This is a genomic window from Sphaerisporangium sp. NPDC004334, from assembly GCF_053602655.1.
On sequence record NZ_JBSGDZ010000014.1, the window covers coordinates 127,977 to 152,740 of the forward strand.

The 24,764-nt window shown below is 67.9% G+C and carries 30 protein-coding genes and 1 tRNA gene; 18 read left to right on the forward strand and 13 right to left on the reverse strand.

The window, feature by feature from the left end:
- Positions 1–12: 12 nt before the first annotated feature.
- Entirely contained in the window at positions 13–393 is a 381-nt protein-coding gene (locus tag ACWEN6_RS19805) for a RapZ C-terminal domain-containing protein (RefSeq protein ID WP_452571635.1), read from the reverse strand.
- 16 nt (positions 394–409) lie between these two features.
- On the reverse strand, positions 410–583 hold the full coding sequence (locus ACWEN6_RS19810; protein ID WP_452571637.1) for a hypothetical protein: 174 nt from the start codon (positions 581–583) through the stop codon (positions 410–412).
- A 307-nt stretch (positions 584–890) separates the two neighbouring features.
- Here ACWEN6_RS19810 and ACWEN6_RS19815 point away from each other — a divergent pair, with 307 nt between their 5' ends.
- The 3 genes from ACWEN6_RS19815 to ACWEN6_RS19825 all read left to right on the forward strand — a co-directional run bounded on the left by ACWEN6_RS19815 (position 891) and on the right by ACWEN6_RS19825 (position 3,273).
- Positions 891–1,229 (forward strand): hypothetical protein, encoded by a 339-nt coding sequence (locus ACWEN6_RS19815; protein ID WP_452571639.1) that lies wholly within the window; start codon positions 891–893, stop codon positions 1,227–1,229.
- A gap of 86 nt (positions 1,230–1,315) precedes the next feature.
- On the forward strand, positions 1,316–2,491 hold the full coding sequence (locus ACWEN6_RS19820) for a helix-turn-helix domain-containing protein (protein WP_452571641.1): 1,176 nt from the start codon (positions 1,316–1,318) through the stop codon (positions 2,489–2,491).
- Positions 2,492–2,496: 5 nt separating this feature from the next.
- The gene (locus ACWEN6_RS19825) at positions 2,497–3,273 is read left to right on the forward strand and encodes an isochorismatase family cysteine hydrolase (RefSeq protein WP_452571643.1); all 777 of its coding nucleotides are present in this window, start codon (positions 2,497–2,499) and stop codon (positions 3,271–3,273) included.
- Between the two features lie 78 nt (positions 3,274–3,351).
- On the opposite strand, the gene ACWEN6_RS19830 is transcribed toward ACWEN6_RS19825, so the two are convergent.
- Complete coding sequence (locus ACWEN6_RS19830) at positions 3,352–4,401, reverse strand: ImmA/IrrE family metallo-endopeptidase (protein WP_452571645.1); 1,050 nt, start codon at positions 4,399–4,401, stop codon at positions 3,352–3,354.
- 2 nt (positions 4,402–4,403) lie between these two features.
- A complete protein-coding gene (locus ACWEN6_RS19835) occupies positions 4,404–5,015 on the reverse strand; it encodes a hypothetical protein (protein ID WP_452571647.1) in 612 nt (203 codons plus the stop codon).
- Between the two features lie 524 nt (positions 5,016–5,539).
- Between ACWEN6_RS19835 and ACWEN6_RS19840 the strand changes: the two genes are divergently transcribed.
- Positions 5,540–6,295 carry a class I SAM-dependent methyltransferase gene (locus tag ACWEN6_RS19840; RefSeq protein WP_452571649.1) on the forward strand — a complete coding sequence of 252 codons (756 nt, stop codon included), beginning with the start codon at positions 5,540–5,542 and terminating at the stop codon, positions 6,293–6,295.
- A gap of 49 nt (positions 6,296–6,344) precedes the next feature.
- Here ACWEN6_RS19840 and ACWEN6_RS19845 read toward each other — a convergent pair whose 3' ends face one another.
- A complete protein-coding gene (locus ACWEN6_RS19845) occupies positions 6,345–6,707 on the reverse strand; it encodes a hypothetical protein (protein ID WP_452571651.1) in 363 nt (120 codons plus the stop codon).
- A 271-nt stretch (positions 6,708–6,978) separates the two neighbouring features.
- Between ACWEN6_RS19845 and ypfJ the strand changes: the two genes are divergently transcribed.
- The 3 genes from ypfJ to ACWEN6_RS19860 all read left to right on the forward strand — a co-directional run bounded on the left by ypfJ (position 6,979) and on the right by ACWEN6_RS19860 (position 8,903).
- Positions 6,979–7,863: a KPN_02809 family neutral zinc metallopeptidase gene (gene ypfJ, locus ACWEN6_RS19850; protein WP_452571653.1), complete on the forward strand. Its 885-nt coding sequence runs from the start codon at positions 6,979–6,981 to the stop codon at positions 7,861–7,863.
- A 68-nt stretch (positions 7,864–7,931) separates the two neighbouring features.
- Positions 7,932–8,252, forward strand: coding sequence for a type II toxin-antitoxin system VapB family antitoxin (locus tag ACWEN6_RS19855; RefSeq protein ID WP_452571655.1), 321 nt, complete (start codon positions 7,932–7,934; stop codon positions 8,250–8,252).
- 129 nt (positions 8,253–8,381) lie between these two features.
- The gene (locus tag ACWEN6_RS19860) at positions 8,382–8,903 is read left to right on the forward strand and encodes a GNAT family N-acetyltransferase (RefSeq protein WP_452571657.1); all 522 of its coding nucleotides are present in this window, start codon (positions 8,382–8,384) and stop codon (positions 8,901–8,903) included.
- Positions 8,904–8,957: 54 nt separating this feature from the next.
- Here ACWEN6_RS19860 and ACWEN6_RS19865 read toward each other — a convergent pair.
- The 4 genes from ACWEN6_RS19865 to ACWEN6_RS19880 form a co-directional block, all read right to left on the reverse strand.
- Positions 8,958–9,047: transfer RNA gene (locus tag ACWEN6_RS19865), tRNA-Ser, on the reverse strand.
- Between the two features lie 71 nt (positions 9,048–9,118).
- Positions 9,119–9,553, reverse strand: coding sequence for a tRNA adenosine(34) deaminase TadA (gene tadA / locus ACWEN6_RS19870; protein ID WP_452571822.1), 435 nt, complete (start codon positions 9,551–9,553; stop codon positions 9,119–9,121).
- A gap of 75 nt (positions 9,554–9,628) precedes the next feature.
- Positions 9,629–10,120, reverse strand: a complete 492-nt coding sequence (locus tag ACWEN6_RS19875) for a tRNA adenosine deaminase-associated protein (protein WP_354851684.1) — start codon at positions 10,118–10,120, stop codon at positions 9,629–9,631.
- A gap of 17 nt (positions 10,121–10,137) precedes the next feature.
- Entirely contained in the window at positions 10,138–10,626 is a 489-nt protein-coding gene (locus ACWEN6_RS19880; protein ID WP_354851704.1) for a tRNA adenosine deaminase-associated protein, read from the reverse strand.
- 178 nt (positions 10,627–10,804) lie between these two features.
- Between ACWEN6_RS19880 and upp the strand changes: the two genes are divergently transcribed.
- The 6 genes from upp (at position 10,805) to ACWEN6_RS19910 (ending at position 14,850) form a co-directional block, all read left to right on the forward strand.
- Positions 10,805–11,443, forward strand: coding sequence for a uracil phosphoribosyltransferase (gene upp / locus ACWEN6_RS19885; RefSeq protein ID WP_354851686.1), 639 nt, complete (start codon positions 10,805–10,807; stop codon positions 11,441–11,443).
- Positions 11,444–11,576: 133 nt separating this feature from the next.
- Positions 11,577–11,795, forward strand: coding sequence for a three-helix bundle dimerization domain-containing protein (locus ACWEN6_RS19890; RefSeq protein WP_354851687.1), 219 nt, complete (start codon positions 11,577–11,579; stop codon positions 11,793–11,795).
- A gap of 115 nt (positions 11,796–11,910) precedes the next feature.
- A complete protein-coding gene (locus ACWEN6_RS19895; RefSeq protein ID WP_354851688.1) occupies positions 11,911–12,069 on the forward strand; it encodes a hypothetical protein in 159 nt (52 codons plus the stop codon).
- Positions 12,066–12,593 carry a PH domain-containing protein gene (locus ACWEN6_RS19900; RefSeq protein WP_354851690.1) on the forward strand — a complete coding sequence of 176 codons (528 nt, stop codon included), beginning with the start codon at positions 12,066–12,068 and terminating at the stop codon, positions 12,591–12,593. The genes ACWEN6_RS19895 and ACWEN6_RS19900 overlap by 4 nt, the downstream gene beginning before the upstream one ends.
- Positions 12,594–12,726: 133 nt before the next feature.
- Positions 12,727–14,058, forward strand: a complete 1,332-nt coding sequence (locus tag ACWEN6_RS19905; RefSeq protein ID WP_452571659.1) for a helix-turn-helix domain-containing protein — start codon at positions 12,727–12,729, stop codon at positions 14,056–14,058.
- A gap of 102 nt (positions 14,059–14,160) precedes the next feature.
- Positions 14,161–14,850: a FadR/GntR family transcriptional regulator gene (locus tag ACWEN6_RS19910; protein ID WP_452571661.1), complete on the forward strand. Its 690-nt coding sequence runs from the start codon at positions 14,161–14,163 to the stop codon at positions 14,848–14,850.
- Positions 14,851–14,982: 132 nt separating this feature from the next.
- On the opposite strand, the gene dnaN is transcribed toward ACWEN6_RS19910, so the two are convergent.
- From dnaN to ACWEN6_RS19925, 3 genes are all read right to left on the reverse strand, one after another.
- Positions 14,983–16,077 (reverse strand): DNA polymerase III subunit beta, encoded by a 1,095-nt coding sequence (gene dnaN, locus ACWEN6_RS19915; RefSeq protein WP_452571663.1) that lies wholly within the window; start codon positions 16,075–16,077, stop codon positions 14,983–14,985.
- A gap of 228 nt (positions 16,078–16,305) precedes the next feature.
- On the reverse strand, positions 16,306–16,959 hold the full coding sequence (locus ACWEN6_RS19920) for a response regulator transcription factor (protein WP_354851697.1): 654 nt from the start codon (positions 16,957–16,959) through the stop codon (positions 16,306–16,308).
- Positions 16,956–18,455, reverse strand: a complete 1,500-nt coding sequence (locus ACWEN6_RS19925) for a sensor histidine kinase (RefSeq protein WP_452571665.1) — start codon at positions 18,453–18,455, stop codon at positions 16,956–16,958. Before ACWEN6_RS19925 ends, ACWEN6_RS19920 begins: the two co-directional genes overlap by 4 nt.
- A 133-nt stretch (positions 18,456–18,588) precedes the next feature.
- On the opposite strand from ACWEN6_RS19925, the gene ACWEN6_RS19930 reads away from it, so the two are divergent.
- The 5 genes from ACWEN6_RS19930 (at position 18,589) to ACWEN6_RS19950 (ending at position 22,818) form a co-directional block, all read left to right on the forward strand.
- On the forward strand, positions 18,589–19,500 hold the full coding sequence (locus tag ACWEN6_RS19930; RefSeq protein ID WP_452571667.1) for an ABC transporter ATP-binding protein: 912 nt from the start codon (positions 18,589–18,591) through the stop codon (positions 19,498–19,500).
- A gap of 8 nt (positions 19,501–19,508) precedes the next feature.
- A complete protein-coding gene (locus tag ACWEN6_RS19935; protein ID WP_452571669.1) occupies positions 19,509–20,300 on the forward strand; it encodes an ABC transporter permease in 792 nt (263 codons plus the stop codon).
- A gap of 110 nt (positions 20,301–20,410) precedes the next feature.
- Positions 20,411–20,992, forward strand: a complete 582-nt coding sequence (locus ACWEN6_RS19940) for a TetR/AcrR family transcriptional regulator (protein ID WP_452571671.1) — start codon at positions 20,411–20,413, stop codon at positions 20,990–20,992.
- A gap of 175 nt (positions 20,993–21,167) precedes the next feature.
- On the forward strand, positions 21,168–21,920 hold the full coding sequence (locus ACWEN6_RS19945) for an SDR family NAD(P)-dependent oxidoreductase (RefSeq protein ID WP_452571673.1): 753 nt from the start codon (positions 21,168–21,170) through the stop codon (positions 21,918–21,920).
- A 76-nt stretch (positions 21,921–21,996) separates the two neighbouring features.
- Positions 21,997–22,818 carry a helix-turn-helix domain-containing protein gene (locus ACWEN6_RS19950; protein WP_452571675.1) on the forward strand — a complete coding sequence of 274 codons (822 nt, stop codon included), beginning with the start codon at positions 21,997–21,999 and terminating at the stop codon, positions 22,816–22,818.
- A 293-nt stretch (positions 22,819–23,111) separates the two neighbouring features.
- Here the strand turns inward: ACWEN6_RS19950 and dnaB are convergent, their stop codons facing one another.
- Complete coding sequence (gene dnaB / locus ACWEN6_RS19955; RefSeq protein ID WP_452571677.1) at positions 23,112–24,467, reverse strand: replicative DNA helicase; 1,356 nt, start codon at positions 24,465–24,467, stop codon at positions 23,112–23,114.
- Positions 24,468–24,764: the final 297 nt, after the last annotated feature.

Consider the following 24,764-nt stretch of genomic DNA (forward strand, 5'->3'; position numbering starts at 1 on the left):
GATGAACGGGTGTCAGCGCTGGACGACGGGCTTGTCCAGGTCGCGGTGGTGCAAGGTGACCGATAGGCCGTCCCCGCGGAGCCGGCGGGCCAGGTGCTCGGCGAAGACCGGGGCACGGTGCCGCCCGCCGGCGCACCCGTCGGCCACGGTGACGGTGCCGGCACTCGGGCCGGTCAGGAACGCGGCCACCGCGGTGGCGGTGGCCTCCAGAAGATCGGCGATGCCGGGCGTGCCCAGCACCGTGGCGCGCACCGGCTCATCGCGGGCGGTCAGGTAGCGCAGCTCAGGCGAGACGTGCGGGTCCTTGAAGTGGTGCCGAAGGTCGATGGTCAGGTGCGCGGGTGGCGGCTCACCGTGGAGGTAGCCGAACGAAACGATCTCAACGGCAGACATGGCGTCGCAGCCACGATTAGCCGAGGTTGCCGGCGAAGGACGCCAGCGCGTCGGTCACCGTCATCAGCCCGTTGAAGGCGCTCGTGGCGAGGGTGGCCGCCTTGTCGGGCTGCCGTACGACGAAGACCAGCGCGAAGCCGGCCACCAGGACCAGCAGGAAGCGGCGCAGCGGCCGACGGTCGGAATACACGTGTGGATCTCCCCTTTCGGGCTGACGTCAGGTCAGAGAGGACAGACGGGAGGAAGAGCTACGAATGCGCAGGTCAGTCGCCTACGCAGGCCGCCTTTTCGGTGGGAGGCGGTGACCCGGATGCAGTTGAGAAGTGGCAAATGCCCAGCCCGTTGGCGCGCGACTTCGTCGCCTTCCCTAGTCTTCCGGCTGGAGCTATTTCTAGCGCTAGTATTAGCGCACTCCGTGACGCTGTCAATAGCGCGAGCGTTGGCTACGCTGTGATCAGTACGGGTGTTGGGTTAGCCCAGGCAGGAGGGCATTACGCGTGGCAGACTGGGCGGCGGTGGCGAAGGTCGTCAATGATCGGATGGCCGATCTAGGTATGACGCAGCGAGAACTCATCGAACGGTCGAAGGTCGCTCCGATGACGATCCGGCAGGTTCAGCAGGGCGTAGACCGGCGGCGGAACAGGAACACCCTCGCCGCAATCTCCAGAGCACTCGGCTTCCCCGATGACTACCTGAGCCAAGTCGCCGCCGAGTCGCAAGCAGAAACCAGCCGCGACGACGCTGGCAGCGCGGCCATCGCTGATCTCGCAAGGGAGTTGGCTGCGCTTCGCCGCAGGGTGGACGCGATCGAAGATCGCCTGTCTGATCGGGGGTGATCTAGTTTGCTTGGTCACATCTCAAGAGTCGCGATGAAGCCCGCCCAGAACTAGATGACGGATACGGACGCGAAGGGACGTGGGGCATGTCCGAAGGGACTGGACAAGCCAGCAACGGCCGGCGCCGGGCGCCCAACCATGTCCTGATATCCAGGCGCGAATCGCTGGGATGGAGCCGTCGGCGCGCAGCCCGCGAATTCCAGCGCATCGGCGAAGCCCGCGGCCTAGGTACGCCTGAACTGGAGGCGCTGGAGAAGGCTCTCTATCGCCACGAGAGTGGCCTGGCGCTCTGCCGTGACCCGCTCTACGTTGAGCTGTACTGCGCCGCCTACAACGCAACGGCTCACGAGCTATTCGGTGAGGTGGTGCCCCTCGCGGAAGCCGGGGAACGCTACGGCGTCCGCTCTCACAAGTTCATCGCCGTGTACATCGGCGCCGAACGGGTGGCGGACCTGGCGGCCAGAGCGCTAGTGACACCTGGCACGTCGCACCACGGACTCGGTTGCATGGCACGTGAAGTCACGCACGACGAAGGCTTATGCCGTCTGCATGTCTGGCCGTTCGGCGTCGCCATTTTCCATCTTGTCGAAGACCTCGATTTACCGAACATTGCGCATCTCGCGGTATGGAGAAGGCGCACCTACGCTGAAAACCTTGCCTGGGCATCTCGCTACATATCCGACCTTGTGCAAGCCGAAGCTGAAGCAGCATATGTGCTGAGCCTCTACTGGGTTCACTCACCCATATGGCCAGCACACCAAATTGACACAGCCTTACGGATTATATGCTTTCCGAAGACCCTACTTGCACGCGATCCGGAGACATCAGAGAATTCTCTCGCACATGCCGAGCTAGTAGAGCGATCCTTACTAGCAGAAGGCTTCGATTACCCAGAGATGATTTCCTTCGGTGTCAAGGGCATCTCTCTTGGCTACGCATCTTGGTCAGGTGTCGTCTACTCACCAACAGCGCCACAACGCTCGTTAGCGGAAGACGAGCTGGTGTCGACCGAGTTGGCAACGCAAGCCATCTGGGCCTATTGTGCCCATATCAATGAGCAGATCGAACAGGGGCGCGACCCCACCGTACCGGCGGAGTACGGTTGGCGGTTTTTACGCGGAGTACGCTCCCGTTTGACAAATCCTCGCCCTCAGGAGACCGATCAGCACCGGTTTATGCGAGCCGCGATTCTCGACACCAGTGGCCTGCCCGGCCATCTCTCGCAGGCCATAGATATACTTCGCGAAACGAGTGAGGGGTAAGGTCAGTGCTCAGCAGATCGGCAGTCCTGGCGGTCGTTGACGTTCAGAACGGGTTCGTACGCGAGGCATCGGCCCACGTCGTTCCAATCATCACGGATCTTGTCGAACGCTGGCAGGCGGCAGGCGGCGATGTTGTCTTTACTCGCTACCTGAATCACGAGGGAAGCATCTTTCAGCGACTCTTCGCGTGGTCCAAGCTTATGGCATCGCCCGATATCGACATCGTTCCCGAGTTGCAGCCATACCTGCCGAAGGCGACGGCAGTGATCGACAAGACCATATACAGCCTCTTCAACGAAGAGGGGCAAGCTCTTGTCGCCGAGCGAGGATGGACCGACATCTACGTATGCGGAATCGCCACAGAGAGCTGCGTTCTGAAGACCGCGGCCGATGCCTTCGAACGGAACATCACGCCATGGGTGATTGAGGATGCTTCGGCCAGCCACGCCGGCGAGGTCTCCCATGAAGCCGGCTTGCTGGTAACCGCGCGCTTCATCGGCCCCCGCCAGTTCGTCAACTCCACGGAAATCGACCCACAGCACCCCGGACACGAAGGCAAAATCCGTACAACTGACACGAACGGACGCATGGACGCCGCGATCGTGGCGCTTACCCGGGCGTATCAGGAGGCGGCTACGGCCGTGCGTAGCATCTCGGATGCCCACGAAGCCTCACGGGAGGTCGCGCGGCTTACTGAAGCCCTTCGCGAGATATCCGACTCAACAGACCGCGTCAGTTCCGAGACCGCCGCACGAGTGCGGGACGCTGGCGAAGAACGCTAATATTTATTCCGAAGCTATCGGACCGGCCGGGGGCAGAAGGCGCACGAGCCCTCATGCCCCCCGAGCAATATCACTGTTTCATCGCACTACGCGAAGGCCGCGAGAGCTGAGCGAAGGGAGATCGTCGAAGAGATCTTCCTGCAACATCCCAAGCGAGGCAGCTAGTTCAGCTTCCGTATAGCCATGCTCCGTCAGGTGAATATGGAGTATTTCCTTAAGTACTTGCGGCTCTTCGCGCTCAAGAGGGGCAGGTTCATTGATGAGATAACCCATTTTGTTCATGTACGCATGCAAGCTGCGACATCTACCCGGGGTTATCACATCGAGGTGCTCTGCGCGAAGAATGAGTGACTGCATCGGCACCCGCCAGTACGGCTTGAGCGCAGCAGCCTTGGCTACATCGATGCCATCAAGGTCGGCTATGATTTCCGCAGCCGGCATCAGTAGTTCTTCGGCGAACCCGTCGGCCTCGCGCTCGGCCTCTTCTCGCGGCGGCTCACCCTCATGCATAACCATATGCCCGAGTTCATGCGCAAGGACAAATCGTTGACGCTCCGGACTCAAGAAAGAGTTGAGAACGAAGAGTGGGGCAGACGCAGGATGCCAAACACTGATGGCATTTATCCTGTGCGTGTGAAAATCTCGCCGAACCACTACCCCACCGGCCGCTTCCACAATATCCACTAGGTTGTCAAGCGGTCCCATAGGAATACGCCAAGCAGCTCGGATTCGGCGCGCCGCTTCGGCCGCTCCTCCGATCTCCTCAACGTCAAGGTGCGGAATGACAAGGGGCGCCTCGATGTCGATGCCCTGCATGAGGCGTTGAATACGCATGCGCAGCAAGTTGACTCGTGCCTGTATCGCGCGGAGGCTCTTTTGAGAAAGACTCTGCTGTTTGCGATGGAAGAAACTTGCACTGCCGAAGCCGTACACGTCGTCAGGCCAGCAGAGGAGATCTGGCGTTACCCGCAACGTTCGCGCCAGACTGACTACTTCATCCTCACGTAGTTGTCGCAGACCGGTCTCAGCCTTACTCAGACTGGACTGCACAATTCCTGTAAGTTGTGCCAACTCGATTTGAGTTAGACCTCTAGCCTCCCGCGCAAGCGTGAGCATGCGCGGATTCATGCTCATTCTTCATCGCCTGCCTTCTTCTTCTTTCGAGCGCTCCGGACCTTCGACTTGAGAGTGCCGGTTCGTGTCGGCATCGCTCCAACTTTGGCACCCACAGGAGCTGCGATGATCTCGATTGGCGCCCAGAAATGCTTACCATTCATGATACACGTGACCGCGAGCTTATTGATGTCCAGCGCGAGTTCATCCAATAGATATCCCGCGACCAGATGCGTCATCGGCTGAAGCTTTATGTCAAGCTCCAGGGTTTGAGCATCGAAAAGCATAGCTTGTTTGGTATTTATTCCACTTGTCTTGAGAGACCGGTTTCGGAACTTCTTGAAGCGAAGAGCGATGCGGTCGTTGAAGTGGATGACCAGAAATCCACGCTGCTGCCGAATCCGGACCCCCTCAACGCCGAGGAACCGGGCCTTGCCCTCCGCAACGACGAAGTCGTACACGATGTTAGCCCTGGTCCGGGGGTGGATGTCGGCCGGGGACCCTTCAAGGTTGCCCAGCCACTTGACCCACCGCTTCCAAGCGCGGCGAAAGCACTCGTCCAGTTCAGCCATATGAGGCTTGAGCGCATCGGCGCACGCCGCTCGGTCGAGGGGTTCAGCAGTCTCCATGCGGAGCAGCATGGCAGGTTGCAGAACCGCTGTCAATTATTCCATGATTCATTCCGTGCGTTGGCCGCAGGCGGCCGTGGGGGTCGCAGTTGGGGTCTCAGTTCACCGTCGTTCAGGCCCGTACGGGAGCGTACTTCCGAGACCCCTCTACCAGCTCAGGGACCTGGGCGAACAGGCATGTACGAAGATCCGCAGACTTGGAAAGCGTGTTGGGGGCAACCCCTCAGGAGTTCGAATCTCCTATCCTCCGCGCTTGGTTGAGCAGCAAGAACACGTAGGGCCCGGGTCGATCCAACCCGGGCCCTACGTGCGTTCGGGCCCCAGTCAGGCGTCCGACTGGGCATGACGGTTCCGCGGTACATCCGGTAGGCGCCGGGACCACAGCCGCGACAAGCCGGCGCAGTGAGGCTGCGATGTCAGGCGAGCGGTTCAACGGCCGCAGACCCAGGCGAGGAGACGCCGCGGACAGCCGTAAGCGGTCGACGAGATAACGTCGATCCCGCCAACGGAGAGGAGCGACGAGGATGGGGAACGCCAACCCGTACGAGACGATCGGCCTTGGCTACTCGCGCCACCGCCGCCCCGACCCTCGCATCGCCGGCCAGATCGACCGGGCCTTGGGCTCCGCCGCGACGGTGATCAATGTGGGCGCCGGAAGCGGCTCCTACGAGCCCCGCAGCCGGCAGGTCACCGCCGTGGAGCCGTCGGCGGTGATGATAAGCCAGCGTCCCCCCGGCTCGGCGCCGGTCATCCAGGGGTACGCCGAGTCCCTCCCGGTCCGTGACAAGTCGTTCGACGCCGCGATGGCCATCCTCACCGTCCACCATTGGACCGACGTGGCCGCCGGCCTCGCCGAGCTGCGCCGAGTGTCCGACCGGCAGGTCGTCCTCACTTGGGACCCCGCCGTCACCGCACGATTCTGGCTGGTCGATGAGTACCTCCCGCAGATCGCCGAAGCGGAGGCCGGACTCGCCTGTCTCGACGTCGTCGAGAGTTGGTTCCGGCGCGAGGGCGCACGAGTGAGCGTCATCCCCGTGCCGGTGCCGGCCGACTGCACGGACGGGTTCCTGGGCGCGTACTGGAGCCGGCCGCACCACTACCTCGACCCCCACGTTCGCGCCGCCATCTCCGCCCTGGCCAGGCTGGACCAGCGCCTTGTCGGGCGCGCGATGCGGCGTCTCGATATCGATCTCACCACTCGACGCTGGCATGAACGACACGAGGATCTCCTCGACGCCGACACCCTCGACCTCGGCTATCGCCTCGTCACGAGCACGTGACCACCCCGTGGTCATCCTCCTGTTGGTCAGTGACCGGCCGGTGGGGGCTTCAGTGGCCGGCGGATGAGACCCGGGCGTGCGGGACGGCGGCGCCGCCGCAGGCCGGGTGCAGGCCCAGCGCAACACCCGCGCCCATCGCGAACGCGAGCACCAGTCCGGCGGCGAACGGGCCGAGGGACGTCGCCCAGGCCCTGAGCCACGCGGTCACCGGCATGGCGGGAAGGCTGCGCAGGAAGTAGGCCGGAGGGGGCACGTCATCGCGGACGAAGTCCGGCACGTCATCGCGAACCGGGTCCGGCGCGTCCTCACGTCCCGGGTACGGCCCGCCGTCGGAACCGGAGCACCGCGTGTCCTCGTGCGTCCAGTGCGCTTCTTCGCGACGAGGGGGCGGCACCTCGTTTCTCGCACCCAAGGTGACCTCCGTATCACCAGCAGTGATCGTCGATCAGCACGCTAGCCCGCTTCAGGACGAAGATCCCGTAACCGGTGCCCGGGTGAAGCCGATCACGGCCTTCCGTTGGCATTCAGCGGTGACGGGCTTGGCCGAAGGCGCCGCCATCGATGACGGGGGTCACCGGCGCACGGCGTGACGTGCGTGTACCCGCGATCATGCATGATCGTTTCTCTGCGGGGCAGCGGAGTGGCCGACACCCCGAGGACCGAGACAAAGGGAAGACGGGCCGATGGACTTCCGTGACGATGTCGACCTCGACGCCTCACAGGTCGAGAACCGTGGTGGCGGAGGCGGGATCCCCGGTGGCGGGCTCGCCATCGGAGGAGGCGCGGCGGGCATCATCGCCCTCATCGCCGCGCTGATATTCGGGATCAATCCCGGCGACATAACCGGCAGGGACGGCGGTGGGGACACCACGGGCGTCCAGCCGACCTCCGACCTGTCCCAAGAGTGCAAGAAGGGCTCCGACGCCGACCAGTCGGAGAACTGCCGAGTCGTGGGCGTGGTGAACAGCATCCAGGCGTACTGGAAGGACGCGTTCGGGCAGAGCGGCACCGGCACCTACACGCCCGCGAAGACCGTTCTGTTCTCCCAGGCGGTGGACACCGGGTGCGGTCAGGCCACCTCGCAGGTGGGGCCGTTCTACTGCCCGAGCGACAAGCACGTCTACCTGGACCTGAGCTTCTTCGACGAGTTGCAGAGCAAGTTCGGTGCGAAGGGTGGCCCGTTCGCCCAGGCGTACGTCATCGCCCACGAGTACGGCCATCACGTCCAGGACCTGCTGGGCACCATGGAGCGCGTCGGGGGGAACAGCCAGGGCGCCGACAGCGCCTCGGTCCGGCTGGAACTCCAGGCCGACTGCTATGGCGGCGTTTGGGCGAAGAACGCCGTGGACACCGGTTTCTACGAGAAGCCCTTCACCCAGACCGACATCCAGGAAGCGCTCGACGCCGCGGCCGCCGTCGGCGACGACCGCATCCAGGAGAAGACGCAGGGCCGCGTCGACCCGGAGTCCTTCACTCACGGCACCGCCGAGCAGCGGACCAAGTGGTTCAGCACCGGCTACGACTCGGGCGACCCCGCCAAGTGCGACACCTTCTCCGGAGGCATCTGACCTGATCAGGGCTTCACCGCGCACCCGCTGAAGCAGGCAAACAGGGAATCTCTCCTAAACTACATAGGGTGATCTTCAAGTCAGTCGGTGATGGCCGCCCGTACCCCGAGCACGGCCTGTCGCATCGAGAGTGGGCCCAGATCCCGCCGCGGCAGGTCAGGCTCGACTCTCTGGTGACCACGAAGGCGGTGCTCGACCTGCACTCTCTGCTCGCCAAGGATTCGACCTTCTACGGTGACCTGTTCCCCCATGTGGTGCAGTGGCGCGGCGAGCTCTACCTCGAGGACGGGCTGCACCGCGCGCTGCGGGCCGCCCTGCACCAGCGTTCGGTCCTGCACGCGCGGGTTCTCGAACTGGAGGAGTCCCGCGGCGGCTCCGCGCCCGAATGACGCGGCGCGGAGCCCCCGAAGCCGCCGGCCCGGCGCGTACGAGGCCATCCGCGAGCCTGGCGGCCGTCCGCGGGCCGGCGCGGAACAATCGCGTTGACACCCCTGTCCCGGCACGGCCAGCCTGAGCGGATGCTGATCCGACGCGAGGTACCGGCGGACATCCCCGCCATCCGCGAAGTGCACAACGCCGCGTTCGCCAAGCCGGAAGCGCCCGGCGAACCGACCGTGGAGGCCGTCCTGGTGGACGAGCTGCGGGCCTGCGAGGCGTGGCTGCCGCGTCTCTCACTGGTCGCCACAGGGGCGGACGGCGCCGTCCTTGGCCATGTGGTCTGCAGCCGGGCCCACGTGGACTCCGCCCCCGTGCTCGGACTGGGGCCGCTCGGCGTGCTGCCCGCCCATCAGCGTCAGGGGGTCGGTCATGCGCTCATGCACGCGGTGCTGGCGGCGGCGGACGCGCTCGACGAACCGCTCGTCGTGCTGCTGGGCCATCGTGACTACTATCCGCGGTTCGGTTTCCGGCCGGCCGCCGAGCTCGGCGTCGTCCCGCCGGTCGCGGCCTGGGGCGACCACTTCCAGGCGCGCCCGCTGGCCGCCTACACCCCGGCGACGCGCGGCGCGTTCGCCTACGCCAAGCCGTTCGACGAGGTGTAGGCCCGGTGACGCCGAAGGGCCCGCGGCCGGTCACCCGGCGCGGGCCCTTCGTGGTGGCGGTGGAGGTGGGATTTGAACCCACGGATAGGTTGCCCCATCACACGCTTTCGAGGCGTGCGCCCTCGGCCACTAGGCGACTCCACCGCCGAGCAGCCTACCGGATCCAGGGCCCTGTTCGCGCGCGCTCATCGTCTGGTATGCACCAAATGCCGGTTTCAGTGGCGGCGCTCGGCGAAGAAGTCCCGGAGAACGGCCGCGCAGTCCCCGGCGAGGACCCCGAGGATCACCTCGGGACGGTGGTTCAGCCGCCGGTCGCGCACCACGTCCCACAGCGACCCCGCCGCGCCGGCCTTCTCGTCGGCCGCCCCGTAGACGATCGTGTCCACCCGGGCGAGCACCGCCGCCCCCGCGCACATGGTGCAGGGTTCCAGGGTCACCACCAGGGTGCAGCCGCTCAGCCGCCACTCGCCGCGCACGCGGGCCGCCGCGCGCAGGGCCAGCACCTCGGCGTGGGCGGTCGGGTCGGCGCTCGCCTCCCGGTCGTTGCCCGCCACCGCGAGCACCTCGCCCGCGGGCCCGAGGACGACGGCGCCCACGGGCACCTCGCCACGCTCGCCGGCCAGCGCGGCCTGCTCGAGCGCGAGCCGCATGGGCGTCTCGAACTCGCCCTCCGCCGGATCGCTCACGGCCGCGGGCCCGCCGGCGAAGCCGCGCGGGGGAAGGCGCTAGTGCAGCCGGTCGAGCTCATCGGCGAAGGAGAGCTTCTCGGCGATGACCGAGAGGGTGTCGGCGGGAAGCACCCCCTCCTCCATGCTCAGCTCCAAAAGCTCCTCAGCGCTGACGCCGAGGTCGCTGAGCAGCTCGAAGTCGCCGGCGGGACGGACGCCGAGATCGGCCTCCTTGTCGGGGACGACGACCCCGGCCAGCTCGTTGAACAGCTCGCCGAGGCCGTCAGCGGCCGCCGCGTGGGCGTCGGAGAGGAAGGCGCGCGGCTCGGCGTCGTCGTCGTAGCGGACGAGCGCGAACCATTCGTCCTCCACCTCGACGCAGAGCAGGGCGAGCTCCTCGCCGTTCAGCCCCAGAGCGTCCTGGACGGCGTCGCCCAGGTCGTCGGCGATCTCAGCGTTGGTGAGATCGACCTCGGCGCCGCTCCACCCCTGGGGCGTGCGGACGAAGGCCGCGGCGAACAGAGCGCTGTGTGTTGGCCTCGAGGGCATGATCGGGGCTCCCGAGGTCAGCCGATGGCTGAGTCGACGGCACGTTCAAACGGCTGGGAGAAGCCCAGCCGCGCGGCGATGCTGGAGAGCACCTCATCAGGAAGCAGTTCGAGATCACCGGAGAGGGCGCCCAGCTCCATCTCGTCGAGGCCCAGATCGGCGAAGATCGACAGGTCTCCGGCCGGGAGGACCATGTCGAGCTCCTCCTCCTCCGGCACGGGGACGTCGAGGTACTCCAGCACCTGCTGGGCGAGCGGCCAGTCCCACGACGCGGTGATGTCGGACAGGAAGACGTCGACGCGCTCGCCGAACACCCTTAATGCCACGAAGAAGTCATCCCCCACGGCGACCAGGCCAATCGTGGCGCCCATGCTCGGCTGCTGCCGAAGAGCATGGATCAGCCCGTGGAGGTCCGCGGTGAGACCCACCGGCAACATCTCGGCTTCCCAGCGGTCGTCCTCGCGGTAGACCACGATGGCGAAGTCAAGAGCATCTACGTCTGTCATCTTCACCCTACCGACGCGGTTCTCACGGTTTGCCATGCTCCCAGAATCACTAGGGCCCCGTTGGCCCCTCGGGCAAATTGTGATCAAAAACGGCCGCCCCCGACCCGCTTGGGGTGTGATGGGGGTTACCGGACCGCTCGTACCGTTCACCCGGGCGCAGAGGATAGCGTTGGCAGCCATGAAGACCCTCGTCGTTGACCACCCGCTGGTCGCTCACAAGCTGACCGCTCTCAGGGACGTGCGCACCGACTCCCCCACGTTCCGGCGGCTCGCCGACGAGCTGGTGACGCTGCTGGCCTACGAGGCCACGCGTGACGTACGGGTCACCGACGCGACGGTCACCACCCCCGTGGCGCCCGCCCACGGCGTGCGGCTCGCCCGGCCCGCGCCCCTGGTCGTGCCGATCTTGCGCGCGGGCCTCGGCATGCTCGACGGCATGACCCGCCTGCTGCCCACGGCCGAGGTCGGCTTTCTTGGCATGATCCGCGACGAGGGCACCCTCAAGGCCGAGACCTACGCCACCCGGCTGCCCGAAGACCTCTCGGGCCGCCAGTGCTACGTGCTCGACCCCATGCTCGCCACCGGCGGCACGCTCGCGGCGGCCATCCAGCTTCTGTTCCAGCGCGGCGCCGAGGACGTCACGGCCATCTGCCTGCTCGCCGCGCCCGAGGGGCTGCAATATCTGGAGCAGGTCTTCACCGACTCGGGCAACCCCGTGCGTGTGGTGACCGCCGCCCTGGACGAGCGGCTCAACGAGCACGGTTATATCGTCCCCGGCTTGGGCGACGCGGGAGACCGCCTGTACGGCGTCGTCTGATTCTTTTTCCTTCTTCGTCCCCAGGTTGACACACCCTTCGTTACATACTGTGTTTCGAAGGGTACACAGAGTGATGACAATGTCACTGTGTTCCCGGCCCCCGCGGGGCCGTGGACGCACACCTGGGAGAGCGATGGACCAACTGCCGGATATTGACGCCTACACACAGGTCGAGACCGCGCTGAAGGTCGAGTTCGCCGGGGTTCATCCCGCCGCGACGGTGACACGCTGCGTAGAGGCGGCGCACCACGGCGCGATGGAGGTCACTGGTTACGCGTACCCGAGCCTCGTCGAGCGCATCGCGCGCAAGCACCTCCAGGTGCTGGCCGCGGTCGCCGGCGAGCAAGGGTGACGCAGGTCACATCCAGACCCCTAAAGACTGTGGGGTCGGGATGCCTTTACCGAGCGAATCAGCTGGGTAATGTATACGGTGGGTGCAGTGGGTGAGTTGGTTAACGGAGGCGGCAGTGCAGGTCAAGAAGGTTCTAACGTACGCAGCCATCGCGTTTGTGGCTTTCTACCTGTTCACCAGACCGGCTGACGCGGCTAGCGCGGTCAGAGGAGCAATGGACACTGTGGTGAACGCCGCGGATTCGCTGGCGCTATTCGTCGCGAAGCTGACATGAGACTTGTGACCCACGGGGACTCTGCTCCGTCGTCGGTCAATCGTTACCTTCTGCCCCACGAACACCAGGTCATCATGGTGCGGCGCCACCCGGCCGTGCTGCTGCGACCGGTCGCCGAGGTCTTCGGCGGCCTGGTCCTGGCGGGGCTGCTGAGCAAGTGGCTGGGCGAGAACCAAGGAGCCCAGGCATTGGTGATCGTCTGGTGGGCGTGGCTTCTCTTACTCATTCGCTTCGTGTGGAAAGTGGCCGAGTGGTCCGTCGACTACTTCGTGGTGACGTCCAAACGCATGCTCCTTACCACCGGTTTGATCACTCGCCGGGTGGCGATGATGCCACTCGGCAAGGTGACCGACATGAGCTTCCAGCGCTCATTGCTCGGCCGCATGCTCGGTTACGGCGAGTTCGTCCTGGAGTCCGCCGGTCAGGATCAGGCGCTCTCGACCGTCCCCTTCATTCCGTATCCGGAGACCTTGTACCTCGAGGTTTGCCAGATGCTCTTTCCCAGTTCTGACGACGACGATTAGTCCGGGTTCGTCCTGAATCCCGAGGGGTGAGACAGACTTGCCCCTCGGGATTCTTGACGTGGGTATACCCGATTCGGCTGCTTCGTGCCATCATGGCGAGACCATTGACCATAACATCGCCTTAAGAGATCACATGCCGAGTCAGGGAACCATCGGTGATCGCGTCCGCGGGCTGCGTCTGAGCAGGCGTATGTCTCAGGCCCAGCTGGCCGGACCCGACCTCTCCGACAGTTATGTCTCACTCATCGAGTCCGGCAAGCGCACGCCGACGCCGGTGGTCGCCCGCCTTCTCGCGGAGCGCCTTGGATGCACCACCGAGTTCCTGCTCCACGGGATCGAACCGCGCCAGCGCATCGACACCGAGCTCGGCCTGCGCCATGCCGAGCTGGAGCTCCACCACGGGGACGCGGCCCTCGCCGCCGACCGCTTCGGTGACATCGTCAAGGCCGCCGGAGAGGACAACGCGCTGCTCGCCGCGCACGCACGGCTCGGCCGTGCGCGTGCGTTGGAGGCGCAGGGCAAGCTCGGCCGCGCGGTCGAGGCGTACGAGCGGCTTCGCCGCGAGGCCGCCGCGCACCCCGAGCGGCTGGCCGACCTTCCACTCACGGTCGCGCTGTGCCGGTGCTACCACAAGGCCGGCGACATCATGCGCGCCCGCGACCTCGGCGCCAAGGCGCTGGAGCAGGTGACACAACTGTCACTGTTCCACGGCGAGGTGTCGGTCGACCTGGCCGCGGCGCTCGCCGACGCCGAGATCGGGCTCTCGTACGTCGAGCACGTGCTCGAGGTCACGGGCGTGCCGGTGCCGGACGACCGCACGACCGAGATCCTCTCGCTCTGGCAGGCCAGCGTGTCGGCCGCCGAGGGCGAGGACTCCGCGCTCGCGGTGCAGTTCGCCGACGACGCGCTGTCGGCCGGGCGGCCCGCCCGCGTCGCGGTCCAGATGGCGAAGATCGCCATGCGCTGGGCCGAGATCTCCGCCGCGCGGTCCAGCAGGGAGCACTCCGACGCGCTGGTCTCCCGCGCCGCGGAGGTCTTCTCCGTGCTGCCCGCCGAGTCGGTGGAGTACGCGCACAGCCTGGTCGTTCTCGCCCGGGTGCACCTGCGGTCCGGGGACGGCCGCGGCGCCGACGAGCTGGCTGCCAAGGCGCTGGAGCTGTTCGCCGACGAGCCCCGCACCATGAGGGCCTCGGCCCACCTTGTGCTCGCCGAAAGTGCTTTGGCACGGTCCGACGACGCGGTCAGGGGCCACCTTGAGCGCGCGGGCGACGTCCTGGTCGCGGTGCCGTCCTCGGGCGCGGTCCGCGACCGCGAGATCGCCGAGGTCTGGCGTGAGCTCGGCGACCTGTGGGGCAAGGCCGGTGACCGCGGGCGGCAGACGCGCGCGTATCGTAAGGCACTCGAAGCGGTCGGGGTCAGGTCGACCGTGGCCGGCGCCGTCACCGCGACGGTCTTCGCACGGTAGGCCTCCAACCAGGGCCCCGGATTTGGCCGCGGGGCCCTGGAATAAATAAGGTCGACCAATCATTGACTCGTAGGATGATTGGTTACCCGGAGGAGGCAGACTGTGAGTCTGCGTACGGCGCAGCGGGCTTCCCTCGTCGACCAGGTGATCGAGCAGCTCAAAGAGCAGATCACATCTGGGTCCTGGCATCTCAACGCCAAGATCCCTACGGAGACCGTCCTCGCTGAGCAGCTCGGCGTCGGCCGCAACACCGTGCGGGAGGCGGTGCGCGCGCTCACCCATGCCGGGCTGCTCGAATGCCGCCAGGGTGACGGCACGTACGTGCGCGCCACCAGCGAGCTCTCAGGGGCCATGGCGCGGCGCCTGCGGACCGCCGAGCATCTGGAGATCCTCGAGGTGCGCCGCGCGCTCGAGGTCGAGGCCGCCCGGCTCGCGGCCGTCCGCCGCACCGAGGGCGACATCGAGCTGATCGAGGCCGCTCTGCTCCGCCGCGAGGAGGCGTGGGCTGAGGGCGAGGTCGACGCCTTCGTGGAGGCCGACCTGGCCTTCCACGTCTCGGTGGTCGAGGCCACGCACAACCGCGTGCTGATCGAGCTGTACAAGGACTTCTCCGCGGCGCTGCGCGCCAGCATCGCCGCCGCGGGCGCGCCCCTGCAGAACGGCCATATCCCGCACGACGCCATCGCCCGTGCCATCGCCTCCGGTGACGCCGCCGCCGCCGAGCGCGCGGGACACGCGTGCATGGAGCACATCGCGATCGCCCTCACCGAGACCCCCGAACTTCTCGACTGACCGCCGCCCCCAAGGCCGGCCCCAGCCTGCCTCGGGGCAGGCGCGTGACCTCACTCAATACCGGAACGCCGGGTCATCGCCCTGGTCGGTGGCAAGGGGCCTCGGCCCAGAAGTCCGGCCCGCCGGCCGGCCTCAGGCCAGGCGCAGCGACATCACCAGATAGCGGAACGCAGGGTCGTCGCCCTCGTCGGTGATCAGGGACGGCCGGGTGGGCGAGGCCATGTGGATGCTCGCCTTCTCGGTCTCCACCCCGGCCAGCCCGTCGAGCAGGTAGTGCGGCTGGAAGGCGATCTGGATGTCGTCGCCTTCCAGATCGGCGGCCACCGCCTCGGCGCCCCGGCCGATCTCGCCGCCGCCGGCCTGCACCAGCACCTGCCCCTGCGTGAACGACAGCCTGATCGCGGTGTGCCGTTCGGCGACCAGGGCGACGCGCTTGATGGCCTCGACGAAAGGCGCCACCGTGACATCGGCGCGGATCGCCCAGGTCTCGGCGAGGCGCGCCCGGTAGTCGATGAACTGCTCGTCCAGCAGGCGGACGGTGGTCGTGCGCCCCGCGCACTCGAACCCGGCGACTCCCGCGTCGAAGCCGATCGACACCTCCCCGGCGCGCAGGGAGCGGCCCACCTCCACCATGACCCGGGCGGGCACCATGACCGCGGCCCGCTGGTCGGGCTCCTCGGAGTGCCACAGGAAGTCGCGGGCCGCGATGCGGTAACGGTCGGTGGCCGCCAGGGAGACGTTGGCGCCGTCGATGTCCATGCGGATGCCCGTGAGCATGGGGAGGGTCAGGTCGCGGCTGGCGGCCACCGCCACCTGGGCGACGGCCGCGGCGAAGACGCCGCCCCCGACCGCGCCGGCCCTGGGCGGCATGGCGGGGAGCGTGGGGAAGTCCTCCACCGGAAGGGTGAGCAGGCCGAACTCGGCGCCGCCGCAGGTGAGCACGGCCTCGGCGCCGGAGGTGACGATCTGCACGGGCTCCCCCGGCAGGCTGCGGGTGATCTCGGCCAGCACCCGGCCGGGGATCAGGACCTTGCCCGGCTCGGCGACCTCGGCGTCGATCACGGCGCGGGCCGAGACGTCGTAGTCGAACACCGAGAGCGTGAGGCTGTCGTCGAGCGCCTCCAGCAGGATGCCGGACAGGACGGGCATCGCAGGACGGCCCGGCAGCGTCCGGGCGCTCCACGCCACCGCGTCGGCGAGGACATCGCGGTTCACCTGGAACTTCACCCTGATCCATCCCCTTCGCTCACGTCTGCTTTCCAGCAAGGTAGCGCCTGGGTGGGACATTTACCCGTTGAGCAAGCACCATCACCCCCGCCCAACTTGGGCGTACTTCCCTTTTCTCTAAGGACCCACACCCGACCGATCACCATCGGCGCCCCCTGACCTGCCCGAACCACCTGAACAAGCACCGCCTCGGCTCAGCCTGGGCCCCGCTCCCCGCGTGTCGAGGGGTCAGGCTCGGGTGCCGTTGAGGTAGGCGAGAACGGCGAGGACGCGGCGGTTGTCGTCGTCGGACACGGCCAGATCGAGCTTGGCGAAGATGTTCGCGGTGTGCTTGGCCACTGCGCTCTCGCTGAGGAACAGGCGTTGCGCGATGGCGGCGTTCGACCTGCCCTCGGCCATAAGCTCGAGCACCTCACGCTCGCGCGGGCTGAGCCGGCCCAGCGGCTCATGGCGGGCGTTGCTGGCCAGCAGCTTGGCGATGACATCGGGATCCATGGCGGTGCCGCCCCCTGCCACCCGCCGAACCGCGTCGATGAACTGCGCGGAGTTGAAGACGCGGTCTTTGAGCAGATAACCCACCCCGCCCGTGCCGTCGGCGAGGAGCTCTCTGGCGTAGAGCTGCTCGACGTGCTGGGACAGGACGAGCACCGGCAGGCCGGGGATGGAGCGGCGGGCCGCCAGCGCCGCCTGCAACCCCTCGTCGGTGAAGGTCGGCGGCAGCCGCACGTCGACCACGGCGACCTCGGGACGCTCGTCGAGCAGGGCCCTGAGCAGCTCGGGCCCCGACTCGACCGCCGCGACGATCTCGAACCCGTGGGCCTGCAGCAGGCGGACCAGGCCGTCGCGAAGGAGATAGAGATCTTCGGCCAGGACGACCCTCACGCGGCCGCTCCAGCCTCGGCCCTCTTGATCTCCTGGGTGAGGCTGTAGGCGGTGACGGCCATGGCGACTCCGAGCACGATCATGCCGATGATGGCGGGCCACTGGAACACTTCGGGCAGGTAGAGCGCGAGGAACCAGCTGCGCTCATCGGCATCGAAGATCTTGAAACCCGCCGCGACGAGGCCTTGCGGGAACAACGGTAGCCACATCATGCCCCAGCACACGGCCATCAGCCTGTGTTTCCAGGGCGGCAGGGTGACGCGGCACGCGGCGTGCCCGGCGAAGGCGCGAGGGATGTCGACGCTGGCCGTGGTCGGACCTCCCACTGGGCTGTACAGCGCCAGCACGCCGTCGAACGCGGCCACCCGCCGCTCGATGCCGCGCAGGCCGCTGCCACGCGAAGGGTCGGCGCCGCCCTGACCGTCGTCGATGACCGTGATGCGCAGGGCGGGACCGCGCCGGCTGATGTCCACCGCGACATGACGCCCGCCGCCGTGCCTGCTGGCGTTGGTGAGCAGTTCGCTGACCACGAAGTAGACGGCGGACTCGACCGGGGCCTCGGGGCGGGCCGGCAGGTCGACGTTGACCGAGACCTTCAGCGGGCTGTCGAGGGCCAGCGCCCGGACCGCGTCGCCGAGGCCGCGCTCGGCGAGCACGGGCGGGTGGATGCCGCGCACGAGGTGCCGCAGCTCGACCAGGGAGGCGGCGGACGCCTCGCGTACCTTGGCGATCAGGGCCTTGGCGGCCGCCGGATCAGAGTCGATGAGCTCTTCGGCGGCGCCGAGGGTCATGCCGATGGCGACCAGGCGTGCCTGCGCGCCGTCGTGCAGGTCGCGCTCGATGCGCCGCAGCTCGGCGGCCTGGGTGTCGATGGCGTCGGTGTGCACCCGCGTCAGGTGGCGCATGGCGTTGGTCAGGCGGGCGCGGTAGGTGGGGGCCAGCAGCCACCGCGTCCACACGCCGTGCAGGCGGACCGCGCGCGGAGCCAGCAGCGGCCCGGCCACCACGAGCAGCACCCCGGCCACCGCCTGCAGCGGGCCCTGCGCCACCAGCGCCACCCCGCACGCCACCATGAGCGGCGGCACCAGGACCGCCACGCCGCCGATCAGCGGGTCGCCGAGCAGCCAGGCGAGGTCACGCCAGGTGGCCGGGTCTTTGAACATCCACTCGAAGGTGCGGTTGAAGTTCGGGACCAGGGACGTGCGGTACAGGCTGCGGCCCTCGCGGTACCAGCCGTCGCGCTGCGGCACGGGCGGCGGCGGAGCGCCGCGGTAAGGCGGGACGATCTGCACCTCGGCCCAGGCCAGCGCGAGCCGGCGCGCCTGGACGGCGCGGCGGCGGACCAGGCGGATGGTGGCCGGGAACAGGAACACCAGGCCGAGGCCGAAGCACAACAGGAAGACGAGCAGCGCCACCGCGGCGAGCGCCGCGTTCACCACGGCCAGGGCGAGCAGCACCAAAGCGCGCCCGAAGCCGACCATCGTCCTGAGAACCATGCCGTCAAGTCTGCGGCATCGGGCACTTAGCTCGCAGTGGCCGTGGCGCCCGTTCAAAGGTGTACCTAGGTACACCTCCGTCCGGGCCACAGCCGCATTCCGTCGCGACGCCGCGCTTCCTACCGTCGGCGGCATGGAAATCATCGAGATCGCCGGCCTGCGCAAGGTGTACGGCGAGCAGGTGGCGGTCGACGAGGTGTCGTTCACCGTGCACGAGGGCGAGCTGTTCGGCGTCGTCGGCCGCAACGGCGCCGGCAAGACCACGACCGTCGAGTGCGTGTGCGGCCTTCGCGTCCCCGACGGCGGCGCCATCACCGTCACCGGCCTGGACCCGCGCCGCGACCGCGCCGTGCTCCGCCAGAGGGTCGGCGTGCAGCTGCAAGACTGCTCGCTCCCCGACAGGCTGCGGGTCGGGGAGGCCCTCGAGCTGTACGCCTCCTTCTACGACCGCCCTGCCGACTGGCGGGCGCTGCTGGAGGAGGTCGGGCTCGGCCCCAAACGCGACACTCCGTTCGCCAAGCTGTCCGGCGGGCAGCGCCAGCGCCTGTCGATCGCCCTCGCGCTCGTCGGCGACCCTCGCGTGGCCGTCCTGGACGAGCTGACCACCGGCCTCGACCCCATGGCCCGCCGTGAGACCTGGGAACTCATCGAGAAGGTCAAACGACGCGGCGTCACGATCGTCCTGGTCACCCACTTCATGGAGGAGGCCGAGCGGCTCTGCGACCGCGTCGCGGTGATCGACAGGGGGCGCGTGGCCGCGGTGGACACGCCCGCGGGCCTGATCGCCCGGGTGGACGGCGGCCAGCGCGTCCGGTTCCGCAGCGCTCCTGACGCCGACCAGGTGCTCAGGACGCTCCCCGAGGTCGCGAGCCTGACCCGCGAAGGCGACACGGTCACGGTGACCGGGTCCGAGGGTTTGCTCCTCGCCGTGACCAAGGCCCTCGCGGCCTGCCAGGTCGTTCCCGCGGGCCTCCAGATGGACCAGGCCACGCTGGAGGACGCCTTCCTCGCCCTGACAGGCCGCCCGGCCGCCGACGTTTCTTAGGAGCCCCCATGACGACGACCCGCTCGCGCTCTCCCCGCACGGCTCCGCCCAGGCCCGGTGCGCTGCGCAAGGTGCTGTTCACCGAGACCAGGCTCTATCTGCGCGACCCTCTGACGGCCTTCTTCACGCTCGTGCTCCCGCTGGGCCTGCTGCTGATCCTCGGCAGCGCCATTCCGGGCTTCCGCGAACCCGACCCCTCGCTTGGCGGCCAGCGGGTGGTGGACACCCAGCTGCCCGCGATGATGATCATGCTGGCGGTGGCGACCTCGGCCTTCAGCGTCATCCCCACCGTGCTGGCCACCTATCGCGAGCGCGGCGTGCTGCGCCGCTTGTCCATCACGCCCGCCTCGCCGGTGACCCTGCTGGGCGCCCAACTGGTGCTGAACCTGGTCGTGGCGCTGCTGGCCGCGTTCCTCACCATCCTCTTCGGGCACCTCGTGCTGAACACGCACGTGCCTGCCGCCTTGCCGTGGTTCGTGCTGTCCTTCGTCCTTGGAGTGTGCGCTCTGTTCGCGATCGGCCTGTCGGTCGCCGCCGTGGTGCCCAACGGCCGTGCCGCCGGCGGCGTCGGCGCGGTGGTGATGTTCCCCTTGCTGTTCCTCGGCGGCATGTGGCTCCCTCGCGAGCTGATGCCCGAGACCCTGGTGCGGTTCAGCGACTTCACCCCGACGGGAGCGTTCGGCCAGGTGTTACGCGACGCCTGGGCCGGCGCCGCCCCACAGCCCCTCCACCTCGCCGTCCTCGCCGCCTGGACACTGGCCGCCGGAGCGTTCGCGGTGCGGTTCTTCCGCTGGGAGTGACAGAACGCGGTGTTCGTCAGGGACGGTTCGCCGGAGGAACCATCCGCGGGGACAAGCTGGGCGACCTCAGGGTTGTTTTGGACCAACCGTTCTCGATAGAGTTCCATGCCGTGGCACGCACGAAGGAGTTCGATCCTGAGAAGGCGCTCCAGGCGGCGCTCGAGCTGTTCTGGGAGCGCGGTTACGAGGCGACGTCGATGGCCGATCTCGTCGAGACGCTCGGCATCGCCCGCGCCAGCCTCTACTCCACCTTCGGCGGCAAGCACGACCTGTACGTGCTCGCCCTGCGCCGCTACATCGAGATCCGCAACCCGCCGCTCGTCGAGATCCTGTCCCAGCCGGGCCCGGCGCTGCCGGCGGTGCGCGCGCTGGTCGAGTCCTACGCCGCCGATGCGCTCGATGACGGGCGGCGCCGGGGGTGCATGGTGGTCAACGCGGCGGCCGAGATGCTCCCGGGCGACCCGGAGGTCACCCGCATCCTGGACGCCAACTGGACAGCCATGGAGACCGCGCTGGCGTCGGCGCTGACCCGGGCGCGGGCCCAGGGCGAACTGCCCGCCGGTCGCGACCCGAGGGCGCTGGCCCGCTTCCTGCTGGTCTTCCTGCAAGGGCTGAGGGTGGTCGGCAAGGGCTTCCCCGACCCGGCACGGGTGCGCGATGCCGCGGCCCAGGCTCTGTCGGTGCTCGACTGACAGCGACGATGTGAATGAGCACCTCCCAGTGAGGTCCGCCCCGTCGACTGACGGCCCCGCCGAGAGCGGGGGACCCATCGGCTCCACAGCGGGGTGGGTTGCGCCATCTCATCTGTATCAAGAACGAACGATCCAATAAATGTCGCCGCCCGTGCGGCACCGACAAGGGGGAGCCATGAGATTCAACAGACGGACGGTGCTGGTCACCGGGGGCGGCTCGGGCATCGGGCGCGCGATCGCGCGCGGCTTCGCCCGCGAGGGCGCGGTGGTGTTCGTGACCGGCCGCCGGCAGGCACCGCTCCAGGAGACGGTCCGGCTCATCGAGGCGGAGGGCGGCCGGGCGGCCGCGCTGACCACCGATGTGACCAGCTCGCCGGATGTCGCCGAGCTCATCGCCGAGATCGTGCGACGGCAGGGGAGCCTGGACATCGCGGTCAACAACGCGGGGGTCCTCACGCTGGGTCAGGTCGCCGACATCGACGAGGACGACTGGACGCGCACCCTGACCGGCAACGCCACCGGTGTCTTCCTGTCGATGAAGCACGAGATCGCCGCCATGCGCCGGCAGGGCAGCGGTGTGATCGTCAACGTGTCGTCCCAGGTGGGCGCGCACAAGCGGGTCCCGGGCCTCGGCGCCTACGCCGCGTCCAAGGCCGCGGTCGCCGCGCTGACCCGCACGGCCGCCCTGGAGTACATCCGCGACGGCATCCGAATCAACGCGGTCAGCCCGGGGCCGCACGACACTCCCATGTCCATGCGCCCGGGCGAGACCGAGGCCGGCCGCGCCGACCGCATGAAACAGCAGCTCCCCATCGGCCGGGTCGGCTCGCTGGAGGAGATCACCTCGGCCGTGCTCTGGCTCGCCTCGGACGACGCCGCCTTCACCGTCGGCCACGATCTCGTCGTGGACGGCGGCTCCACCGCCTGAGCCGTTTGCTCGCGACCCGGTCCCGTTACCTGGCGCGTAATCGCGGGGCGCGGGGGGTGGCACGTAGGGTCGGGCCATGACGACGACGGCGCTCTCCCGGCGGCCGGTAGGCGAGCTGCTCCGCCAGTGGCGTGAGCACCGCCGGCTCAGCCAGCTCGACCTGGCCATCCAGGCGGACATCTCCACCCGGCACCTGAGCTTTCTGGAGACCGGGCGTTCCAACCCGAGCCGCGAGATGGTGCTGCTTCTGGCCGAACATCTCGACCTGTCGCTGCGTGAGCGCAACCGCTTGCTGCTGGCGGCCGGGTTCGCGCCGGTCTTCTCCGAGAACACGCTGGACGCTCCGGGCATGCGGGCGGTGCGCCGGGCGATCAAGCAGGTCCTCACCGGGCACGAACCCTACCCCGCGGTCGTGGTGGACGGCCGCTGGAACCTCGTGGACGGCAACACCAGCCTCGGGGTGCTCACGAGCCTGGTGTCGCCCACGCTGCTCGCCGCCCCGGCCAATGTGCTGCGGGCCAGCCTGCATCCGGACGGTCTGGCTCCGCACATCGTCAACCTCGGCGAGTGGCGCGCCCACCTGCTCGGCCGGCTGCGCCGCCAGATCGCCCTCACGGCCGACCCGCAGCTGGAGGCACTGGATGAGGAACTGCGCGCCTACCCGTGCGACCAGCCGGAGCCCGAGGTGGAGCTGCCCGGCCCCGGCGAGATCGTCGTGCCGCTGAGGCTACGCCATCAGGACGGCGAAATGACCTTCTTTAGTACGATCGCCACCTTTGGCACGCCGCTGGACATCACGGTCGCCGAGCTGGCCATCGAGTCCTTCTACCCCGCCGACGAGTTCACCGCCGACACCCTCCGGAAAATCGCCTCCCAGCCTGGCGGCTCCTCGTCGTGACGGCCGGTCCGGCCCCGTCCCGGTCAGCGGCGCTCACCGGGGCCAGGCCCGATCGCCGCTCTGCCGGCCGCATCGCCTACCGCCCCGGCGGCTCCCCGTCGTGACGGCCGGTCCGGGTCCACCGGCACTTGCCGGGGCAAGCCCGTCGCGGGGGCTGCCCGTGGTGGTGGTCGGACTGCCCGCGTCAGAAATGCCGGCCGGGCCGCCGCCGTTCGCGGAGGAGGGGACAGGGCGGGCGGCTGCCGCCTACGGAGGCGTGGGCGGGGCTGGGTTGAGCCCCTACAAGGGGAGGGTCAGTGAGGCGCCATGTCGACGAAGCGGCTGTAGTGGCCCTGGAAGGCGACGGTCACGGTGGCGGTTGGGCCGTTGCGGTGCTTGGCCACGATCAGGTCGGCCTCGCCGGCGCGCGGCGACTCGCGCTCGTAGGCGTCCTCCCGGTGCAGCAGGATCACCACGTCGGCATCCTGCTCAATCGACCCGGATTCCCGCAAATCGGAAACCTGGGGGCGCTTGTCGGTGCGCTGTTCGGGACCGCGGTTGAGCTGGGAGATCGCGATCACCGGCACCTCGAGCTCTTTGGCCAGCAGCTTGAGCGCGCGGGAGATCTCGGAGACCTCCTGCTGGCGGCTTTCGGTCTTCTTCGGCGAGCTCATCAGCTGGAGGTAGTCGACGATGACGAAGCGCAGGTCGTGACGCTGCTTGAGGCGACGGCACTTGGCACGGATCTCCATCATCGACATGTTGGGCGAGTCGTCGATGAACAGCGGCGCCTCGGCGACCTCGCTCATGCGGCGCGCGAGGCGCGTCCAGTCTTCGTCGTTCATGGTGCCGGAACGCATGGTGTGCAACGCCACCCGCGCCTCGGCCGACAACAAGCGCATGGTGATCTCGTTGCGCGACATTTCCAGCGAGAACACCACAGTGGCCATATGGTGCTTGATCGCAGCAGATCGCGCGAAATCCAGACCAAGCGTCGACTTGCCGATGGCCGGGCGGGCGGCGACGACGATCATCTGGCCGGGGTGGAGGCCGTTCATCAGGGCGTCGAGGTCCTGGAAGCCGGTGGGCACGCCGACCATCTGGCCGCTGCGGCTGCCGATGGCCTCGATCTCGTCCAGCGCGCCGGGCATGATCTCGGACAGGGGGCGGTAGTCCTCGCTGGTGCGGCGCTCGGTGACCGCGTAGATCTCGGCCTGGGCGCGGTCGACCAGCTCGTCGACCTCCTCGTTCTGCCCGCCGTAGCCGTAGGAGACGATGCGGGTGCCCGCCTCGATGAGCCGCCGCAGGATGGCCTGCTCGCGCACGATCTTGGCGTAGTAGCCGGCGTTGGCGGCCGTGGGGACGATGGCGGTGAGCGTGTGCAGGTAGGTGCCGCCGCCCACCCGGGCCATCTCGCCCCGGCGGGACAGCTCGCTGAAGATCGTCACCGCGTCGGCCGGCTCGCCGCGTCCGTACAGGTCGAGGATGGCGTCGTAGATGACCTGGTGCGCCGGACGGTAGAAGTCGTCGGAACGCAGGACCTCCACCACGTCGGCGATGGCGTCCTTGGACAGCAGCATGCCGCCCAGCACGGACTGCTCGGCCTCGATGTTGCTGGGGGGCGTACGCTCGAATGGTGCGTCGAAGGCCTGCACGACTTCACTGCTCAACTGGCGGCCCTCCCTGACTCCCCCGTGCCACCCCCGAAGTAGCCGGGGTGACAGTTTCGCCGGTTCTCGGGCGAGCGGCAACGCGTCCTGTCGACAACGTTGTGGATAACGTGTGCAGTTCTGGCCTGGAGATGTGGGCACGCTGGGGACAAGTCTGTGGATAACCATGGGGGATAACCACAGACCCCCGACTGAGCAGGGGAAACGGTATCCACGGGCTGTGGAGAAAAGAAAGTCCGCGCGACAGGCCGATGAGCGGCGGGACCGGTGCCGAGCATGCTGAGGTAAGGGGCAATA